General features: G+C 29.1%; 8 protein-coding genes. 2 read left to right on the plus strand and 6 right to left on the minus strand.

Going from position 1 to position 8426, the window contains the following annotated elements; translation table 11 throughout:
• Positions 1 to 16 precede the first annotated feature (16 nt).
• From CCY99_RS08225 to CCY99_RS08245, 5 genes are read right to left on the minus strand one after another with little or no spacing between them, the layout of a single operon-like run.
• Positions 17 to 1168 (minus strand): DUF2972 domain-containing protein, encoded by a 1152-nt coding sequence (locus CCY99_RS08225; protein ID WP_112060934.1) that lies wholly within the window; start codon positions 1166 to 1168, stop codon positions 17 to 19.
• Positions 1165 to 1566: a DUF2972 domain-containing protein gene (locus CCY99_RS08230; RefSeq protein ID WP_112060935.1), complete on the minus strand. Its 402-nt coding sequence runs from the start codon at positions 1564 to 1566 to the stop codon at positions 1165 to 1167. The genes CCY99_RS08225 and CCY99_RS08230 overlap by 4 nt, the downstream gene beginning before the upstream one ends.
• The gene (locus tag CCY99_RS08235; protein WP_112060936.1) at positions 1493 to 2428 is read right to left on the minus strand and encodes a DUF2972 domain-containing protein; all 936 of its coding nucleotides are present in this window, start codon (positions 2426 to 2428) and stop codon (positions 1493 to 1495) included. Before CCY99_RS08235 ends, CCY99_RS08230 begins: the two co-directional genes overlap by 74 nt.
• 15 nt (positions 2429 to 2443) lie before the next feature.
• The gene (locus CCY99_RS08240; protein WP_112060937.1) at positions 2444 to 2977 is read right to left on the minus strand and encodes an adenylyl-sulfate kinase; all 534 of its coding nucleotides are present in this window, start codon (positions 2975 to 2977) and stop codon (positions 2444 to 2446) included.
• 9 nt (positions 2978 to 2986) lie between these two features.
• Entirely contained in the window at positions 2987 to 4738 is a 1752-nt protein-coding gene (locus CCY99_RS08245; protein WP_258443966.1) for an ABC transporter ATP-binding protein, read from the minus strand.
• A 135-nt stretch (positions 4739 to 4873) separates the two neighbouring features.
• Between CCY99_RS08245 and CCY99_RS08250 the strand changes: the two genes are divergently transcribed.
• Complete coding sequence (locus tag CCY99_RS08250; RefSeq protein ID WP_112060938.1) at positions 4874 to 5551, plus strand: response regulator transcription factor; 678 nt, start codon at positions 4874 to 4876, stop codon at positions 5549 to 5551.
• Positions 5544 to 6437: a HAMP domain-containing sensor histidine kinase gene (locus CCY99_RS08255; protein WP_112060939.1), complete on the plus strand. Its 894-nt coding sequence runs from the start codon at positions 5544 to 5546 to the stop codon at positions 6435 to 6437. The genes CCY99_RS08250 and CCY99_RS08255 overlap by 8 nt, the downstream gene beginning before the upstream one ends.
• Before the next feature lie 2 nt (positions 6438 to 6439).
• Here CCY99_RS08255 and CCY99_RS08260 read toward each other — a convergent pair whose 3' ends face one another.
• Positions 6440 to 8032, minus strand: a complete 1593-nt coding sequence (locus CCY99_RS08260) for a DUF4857 domain-containing protein (protein WP_112060940.1) — start codon at positions 8030 to 8032, stop codon at positions 6440 to 6442.
• Positions 8033 to 8426: the final 394 nt, after the last annotated feature.

Raw genomic sequence — 8426 nt, forward strand, 5'->3', positions numbered from 1 at the left:
ATATAAAATATTTGATTTATGTGATTTCTTCGAATTTTTTATAAAACTCCCAAGATTCTACAATATGCGGGGCATTTCGCTTTACGCTAGACATTTCATAATCGAATAATGCTCGAAATTTATTATATAGATTCTTATCATTTTTAAAATAATCCACAATGTCATTTTCATCTAATTTTGATGCCTCATATATATCAAATTTTTCTTTTATATTTTTTGTATGGGATTCTACTTTTTTCAATATAATATTTAGAGCTTTTTCATTTTGTTTTAATAATCTATATGCTTTTTTCCTATTTTTTCCAATAAGGCAAATACTAATTTTTCTATTAGGGAGATATGTTGAATGTAGGGTTTCTAAGATAATAAAATGTTTATGTAAAACATTCTCAAATGGTAAAATCTTTATTTTTACTTCTATAGGCATTTCTTCATCTTTTTCAAATATAAAGTTTTTTTCTATATTTAATGCAAGGGAATCTGCAATTTTTTTAGAAAAAAATTCTTCTCCGCCGGCAGATTCTGCAATATTGTAGATTCCTATTTTTTCACAACATTTTTTCATTGTGTTATAGGCGTTTTGGCTGGATAAATCATTCATATCTATAAAAACTAATTCTTTAGTTATATGCTCAAATTGTTTTGGCGAAGTAGTGAATATAAAATGATGTGGCATTTCATCATAAGATTGCAGATAAGATTCTAATACTTCTTTTATAGAAACATTATTTACGCCATCTATAATATTACTTGCTAAGGTCATATTTACTCCACCTCTAATAATTGATATGGGGTCTCTAACAAGCACAAATACCGGAACTTTTTTATGTAGTTTATTAATAAAAAGCATACTATCAGGTAAATGAGATAAATCTCTATCTACAACAATTCCATATATTTTTCTCCAACTAAAAAAGCAGATTCTACTTATACAAGCTATATCAAATTTTCTCATTGGATAGGCTTTGGAAGCATTTAAGAAATGCCAAAACGCATTTCTTCCCGTTCCGTGTGAGCCTAGCATAATATATCTATATCGTTGTGGTTTTATGGTGTTTGTAAATAATGATATTTTTTTACCAAGCAAACCAGCTATTATTTTGTCATATTCTTTATATTCTAAACATTTTTGTAGCGTTGAAAACTTCTTTTTTAGAATATTAATCATTGTTTATTTTCCTTGAATTTATTATAAAACTCCCAAGATTCTACGATATGGGGAGCATTTTGTTTTATTATTTCTATTTCATAGTCAAATACAGCCATATATTGTTTTCTTAGATTTGCATCTTTGTTTATAAAATCTATAATGTTATTTTCTGTTATAAGATTCTTATTTAATGATTCAATAATTGTTAAGATTTCTATATAATAATTATTCAAATGAGATTTTATAATCATAAATAAGTCTTTATCCATATGGCAAATACTTTTCTCATTATCCACAAATACAGCTAAATCATAAAGTAAAATATTATCAAAAAAATATCTGCTAACATCTACATATTTTTCTGTTTTTAAAAATATTTGTTGATTGCTGGAAAATATTAGATTCCCCCCCCCCATTATCGCATTGATAGTTGATTTCAAGTGGGATTAGAGCATTAATATCACCATATAATTTATGTGAGAAAAAACTTTCATTACAAGGAGGTTGAAAGTGAAATAATCTAGCCAAAACGCTAATAGTTTTAAATGCTCTATCGCTTGTTAAATCCCTCATATCGATAAATGTTATATCTGTAATCTTATCTTTTAATAATGTGTATAGAGATGTAAATAATATAAATGCTTTTACCTCTAGGGTTGATTTATTTTGACTTGTAAGTTTTAATAAATAATGTAGATAATCTAAAGATGGCTTTTTGGATTCTATGATTTGTTGTGTTTTTAAATCATAGCCATTATAAACTATTCTATTTTTAATTGCTTCTAGTGCATTATCTACTATTTGCCATTTATTATTTTTATATATAATTTTTGTTTGTATATTTTTATTTACATTATTGCTTATCACTCTTAAATTAATATTAGTTTTTAGTATGCTAATAGGGTCTCTAGTCATAATTATTGCTGGAAGTTTTTGATTGATTTTATTAATAATTTTGTCTTGTTTTTCAACATCTAATTCAGCAAAAGAAATAGCACAAACCTTATCTTTTGGTTTAAAAAGTAATAATGTAAGGTATCCATAACATCGTCTATAATATCCCTCAAAAGCATAATCCCAATTCACTCTCACCCCACAATATTGTAAAAATAAGAAAAACGCATTTCTACCAAGTCCGTGTGATGATATAATTAAAAATGATGCTTTTTTGGGAAATTTAATATTGAATAAATCCATTATTTGGATAATGAATTTGTATAAGAATTTATCAATAATTTTTTTCATTGGTTTTAATGCGAATCTAACAATATATCTCATTTTTGCCTTCTGCTATTATTTTATATATTTAATATTATTTTGATTCATATATTCTATTATTTGTCTTGCTTTGGCAATGAGATTATCTTGCTTATTATTATCTATTATCAAATCTGGATTTGGCATATCATAATCAATATCAATTCCAACTACATCTTTGATTTTTCCACTTAATGCATTAGTATATAGCCCTTTTTGGTCTCTTTTTATAAGTTCTTCCATACTGCATTCAATATAAATTTCTATATAATGTTTAAATATTTGTTTATTAAATGCATATACTTCGTTGAATAATGATATAGTTGAAGCTATTACAACAATGCCTTGTTTGGATAATAATTCACATAGTTTTGCGCGTAGAAATGCCGCTTGTATCCTAGAATCTTTGTCATATTTGGATTGTCCAAATATTTCTCTAAAACTATCTCCATCAAGATAAACAACATTTGATATATCATTTTTAATTATATTGTATAATGTGCTTCCAATCGTGCTTTTACCGCTACCTGATAATCCATTAATCCAAATTACAAGACCATTATTATTCATTCATACTACCTAATTATTTACTTCAATGATTTTCTCACATCGCTCAATAGTGCTTAATCTATGGGCGATTATTAATAATGTTTTGCCCTCTGCTACATCATAGATTTCGTCCATTATTTTAGATTCTGTTTCATTATCTAGGGCACTTGTGGCTTCATCTAGCACTAGAATCTCAGGCTCACTATATAATGCCCTTGCAATGGCTATTCGCTGCTTTTGTCCGCCACTAAGCTTGATTCCGCCATCGCCTACAATTGTATTTATACCATCGTTTTGTTCTAAAAAATCCCAAATATTTGCTTTTTTGCAAACCTCAATGATTTTTTGTTTATCTATTTTATCCCCAAGAACAATATTTTCCGCCACATTCCCATCAAATAAAAATACACTTTGTGGAATATAACCGATTTTCTTTCGCCACGAGCGGAGATTCGAGTTATCCAGCTTTACCCCATCAATCTCAATAACCCCACTTTTTGGCTTATAAATGCCGATAATTAAATCAATTAATGTGCTTTTTCCAGCACCACTTTTGCCTACAAATGCGATTTTATCACCTTTATTGATAGTGAGATTAAAGTCTTTAATTATTGGTTTATTTTCCATATATTCAAACTCAATATTTTTAAGCTCAATTTTATTTTTAAAATCTATTGGTTTATTATCCTCGTATTCTGTGTGGTATATCAAATCTTCATAAATAATCTCTAAGCTTCGTTTATAATATCGCGACATATTATAATTTTGCAAGATTCTATTTACTGCAGGTAGGATTCTATAAAGTGCCAAAGCATACATTGAGATGATGGGGATTACAGCAGCAGCATTATTATATTTGATTAATATATAAGCCACTGCGGCGATAAGTATGCAGAATCCTATTGTTTCAAGGATAAATTTTGGTAAAGGAGCTAAAGTTTGGCTTGTGATTTGAGTGCCTACTCTTCTAGAACTCGCTTCATCAAATGCTTTTAGGACATTTTGTTGCTCACCTTTTAATTTTATGATTTTAAAATTTCCTAATGTTTTGGTGATGATTTTTAGAAATTGCTCACCTAATTCAGCTTGTAATATACCTTGTTTTTGGATTACTTTTGAGATGGTTTGGGTTATAAGAAAAACATTTACTGCAAGAATAATGGTTAGCACTATCGTCATTTTCCAGCTTATTATAAGTAGTAAAATATACATCAAAACAATGGTAACAACTTCTGCACCCATCATTAAAAGTTGTTGTATAAAATGTGATGCTTGCATTGCTTCAGTTACTATATTTCTTCGTATTATGTCGGCATTTTTGTTAGTAAAATCAAGATAGCTTAATTCTGTTGCTTTACAAAATAATCGATAAGCAAAAAAGTGATATTTTCTAAAAGCAAATCTATTTAAACAATATGAATAAGCTATATTGTAAATAGCCCTAAAAACATAAAATACTAATAAGATTCCACTAAATGCAATCATAAAATCAAGCGTATTTTTAAAGTCAAAAAAATTGTATATTTTATTTGAGATTTGATTGGCAAAAATCATATCTGGATTGGAAGCAAAAGTGATAAATGGCATAATAATGCTAATAGCAAATGTTTCTAATATAGATAGAATAAAGGTTGCAAAAAGCAAGGCTAGTAAAATCACTTTATCTCGCCTAGTCATAAGATAGCGGATTTTATTAAAATCGCTAACTTTGCTATATTGGGCAGATGATTGTTTTAGAAAATCTTTTATTTTAATTTGTTTTTTATGTGATGTTTTAGCCAATTTTTTCTCTTTAGGATAATTTTAGTAAAACAAAATTATATAATATTTATTAGATTTTTAATATGTTGTAATATGCTATAGATAATCTTTGCAAATTTGGTTATATTTCAAATATATTTACTAGAAAGATTAATAATGAAAGATTTAATATTAATTATTGATGATGAGATTGATTTACTTGATTTATTAGAAATTAGGCTTTCTAATGCTGGTTTTGATGTAATTGGTTGTTTGAATACAAAAAATGCAGAAAAGATTCTAGAAGAAGAATCTGTATCATTAATGATTGTAGATAGGAATTTAGAATATGAAAATGGGATAAGGGAAGAGGGCTCAAAATTTGTCAAAAAGATTCGTAAAAATGGCGTAAATATCCCCATTATTTTCCTAAGTGCCCTAAACTCAAAAGAAGACCAAATGAAAGGCTTTGAACGCGGAGGAGATGACTATATAACAAAACCTTTTGATTTTGATTTATTATTAGCAAAGATAAACGCCCTTCTTCGTCGTCAAAAAGGTAGTGAAAACAAAAATTATATTTATAAAAATCTACATCTTGATATAAATACTAGAATCCTAAATATCGATGATAAAAATATATTTCTAACACCATTAGAAGCAAAGATTCTACATATATTTTTCCTAAATCCAAGAAAGGTTTTGACAAAGGATTTTTTATTAGAATCTATTTGGGATAATCAAAATCAAATAAAAAGTATTAATGTCGCAATCAAAAGGTTACGACAAAAGCTAAATGATGATAAAAATAAATACATAAAAAATATTCGCTCTGAAGGGTATATGCTTGTTTAGAATCTATATTATATTTATCATTATAATACTTGTTATTGCCATATTTATATATATATCACATAGGGAATATAAAAAAAACATATTAGAATTAAACAAACTAATACGAGGAGATTATAGTAAATCTAGGGATTATTGTTTTATTTCTCCATATAATCGCAACCTAAACAAGCATATAACAACACTAAGATTGACATTACAAGCTAGTAAAATTGCAAGAAATAAGAATAATAAAAAGCTAAAATTAAAATATATACAGAATTCACAATTTATTTCATCACTATCTCACGAGTTTAAGAATCCTATTTCTATTATTTTAGGATATTGCGACTTACTAGATGATGCTAAAACAAAGGATTTGGCAAAGCAGAAAATACAAAATCAAGCTAAGAAAATGGATATGATTTTAAATAGGCTATATCTAGCAATACGATTAGAAAACGAGCTAATCAAGCTAGAAATTAGTAGGTTTAATTTGAATGATATTATTTTAGAGATTTGTAATAATCTAGAAAATAAATACAATAGAACAATCTCTCTAAAACTCGATAGCTTGGAAATAAACGCAGATAAGATATTGCTAGAAACTGCTATATCAAATCTCATAGAAAATGCACTTAAATACTCTAAAAATAATGTAAAAATAATACTCAAAAAAAATGAATTAAAGATTATCGATGATGGCAGTGGAATCGACGAAAAAGAGCTAAATCATATACTTAAAAAATTCTATCGTTTAAATCAAAGCTATAAAGAAAATTCGCTAGGGCTGGGACTATTTATCGTAAAGTATATATTAAAATTACACAATATCGATTTAAGGGTAAAAAGCAAGATTGCCAAAGGCTCAAGCTTTGGCTTTAAGATTCCAAAACATTTGATAAACTAATCTTACTCAATTTCTATACTATCAAGCAATTTGAAATCCTTGTTAAAGACATTTGAAAAATATGTTTTGCTGTTATCGTAGCGGATTTGATAGTGCATTGGGTCGCTAAAGAATCTCAAATTCATAGTTTTATAATCAAAGCCTTTTAGCGGAACTTCGCTAAATCTAAAATCCCAACCCATCATATAAAACTTGCTATTTTCATCTATCGCAAAGCCGCTAAATTCCTTTTTTGCATTTTCGCTAAGGGCGATAAATGCGATATTTTTAGGAGCTGGAATCTTCTTGAAACTTAGCACATTATCATTCATCACAAGATTAAAAATCTCGCCATTTTTATCTTGCAAGAGATAGCCTAAATTCGCCACTTTCATATTTGTAGCTTTCCCCCAGATATTTTTAAAAGGCATTTCTGCCCCCGCATTTTGGGCTTTTTGGAGAATCTCATTTGTTAGATTCTTATCAATTCCGCTTTCAAAATCAAAAATTTTTATGCCATTTTTCACATAAATAAATTTTTCCGGAAATGGAATCTTAGCGATTTTAGAATCTGGATTAAACAGCGGATAAAGGCGAATCTTAGGCGGTTTTGCCCTAAAATCATAGCTAAAGCCAAGCCTAGAATCCTTAATAATTTCTTTGGTAAAAATCTTATTATCAATTTTTAGTGGCAATTTCCCTTGCAAGTCCAAATCCGCCCAATATGAAAATGGCAAATAGCCTTCATACGCCTCCCTATCGAAGTTTCCCCCACTTTTTGAAGCATAGATAAACTTGTGGTCGCCAAGATTTTTTTGATACACAAAATCCTTTAAAATTGGCGAATAAAAAATATAGAATTTCTCCAAATCTTTTTGAAACTTTTGGCTATAAATTTGGGCAGAAGTAAAGATAATAATAACGCCTAAAATTGCGATATTTACGAATAAAATAGGGCTTTTTAGCCTTTGGGATTTGATACTTTTTAGGCTATCAAATGAAAGTATTAAAAAGCAAAAAATAGCCAAGATAAGGGCGAAAATCGCCGTCCAATCCGCTAGATTTATAAAGATAAAAATGGCACTTAGGCTTAAAACTAGCTTGTAGATTAGGGCTTTTGGGGAGCTTTCTAGGATAATTGCGGTAGTGGCGATATAGCTTAAGATTCCAGCAAGGATAAAAATTGCAAAATCTTTTGCAAAAACGCCTAAAATTGGGGCTGGGTAAAACTGCCCTAGAATCAATAAAAGAGCGATAAATAGGACTAAAATCATGCATAAAATAAATGCAATGCCGATAGCAAAATGCAAGGAAAGGGCGAGATTCTCCCTAATTGGCAAGTGCAGAATGATTTTAAGACGTTTCCCCCTTTCGCCCAAAAACTGGGCTAATGCCACAAGCAAGGAAAATCCAAGAATAAAATATTGAAAATAAAAATACGGCTTGTAATCCAAAAAAACGAAGCGATACCACATCATAGTTTCTGGCTCAATATTACTAAACTCGTAGTTTAGGGCATATGCGAAATAGCCTAAAAGTGCGAGGGAAAGCCCAAGCGTGGCGATAAAAAAGCCCCTTAGTTTTATCCATTCTTTTATAAAAATTGATTTTGTCATTTTTGGAATCCTTAAAATTTGTTTGCTTTAAAAATATTTTTATTTTGTCCTATTTGTCGCTGTTTTATGCAAATCTCCCGCCTTATGCGAATCTTTTAAAAATCACTTTGGTGATTTTAAGTTAATTTTTAATTCTGTGCTTTAGCACCCGTAAAAAGGGGCGGTGGGCGATAAAAGATAGATTCGAGGGCGAAGCCCTCCACCAAACAAAAAGATTTTTATATAAACCTAATTTTTAAGGCAACGCCTTTATAAAGTCGCTTTTCCAACAGAATCTTTACTTTTCGTTTTAAGCGTATTGTTTAGTAAAGGGGGGACAAGGGGGCTTGAATTGCGAAATCGCTCCCCTTATCCCCCCTTTGCTTCGCAATCCCCCCAAACCCCCGATGACGCT

This window comes from Helicobacter sp. 16-1353 (assembly GCF_003288815.1).
Classification (GTDB): domain Bacteria; phylum Campylobacterota; class Campylobacteria; order Campylobacterales; family Helicobacteraceae; genus NHYM01.

Bases quoted from the DNA above. Each gene is read 5' to 3' on its own strand.
- CCY99_RS08235 (WP_112060936.1), bottom strand. From the start codon at position 2,428: ATGAGATATATTGTTAGATTCGCATTAAAACCAATGAAAAAAATTATT.
- CCY99_RS08260 (WP_112060940.1), bottom strand. From the start codon at position 8,032: ATGACAAAATCAATTTTTATAAAAGAATGGATAAAACTAAGGGGCTTT.
- CCY99_RS08230 (WP_112060935.1), bottom strand. From the start codon at position 1,566: ATGGGGGGGGGGAATCTAATATTTTCCAGCAATCAACAAATATTTTTA.
- CCY99_RS08240 (WP_112060937.1), bottom strand. From the start codon at position 2,977: ATGAATAATAATGGTCTTGTAATTTGGATTAATGGATTATCAGGTAGC.
- CCY99_RS08225 (WP_112060934.1), bottom strand. From the start codon at position 1,168: ATGATTAATATTCTAAAAAAGAAGTTTTCAACGCTACAAAAATGTTTA.
- CCY99_RS08250 (WP_112060938.1), top strand. From the start codon at position 4,874: ATGAAAGATTTAATATTAATTATTGATGATGAGATTGATTTACTTGAT.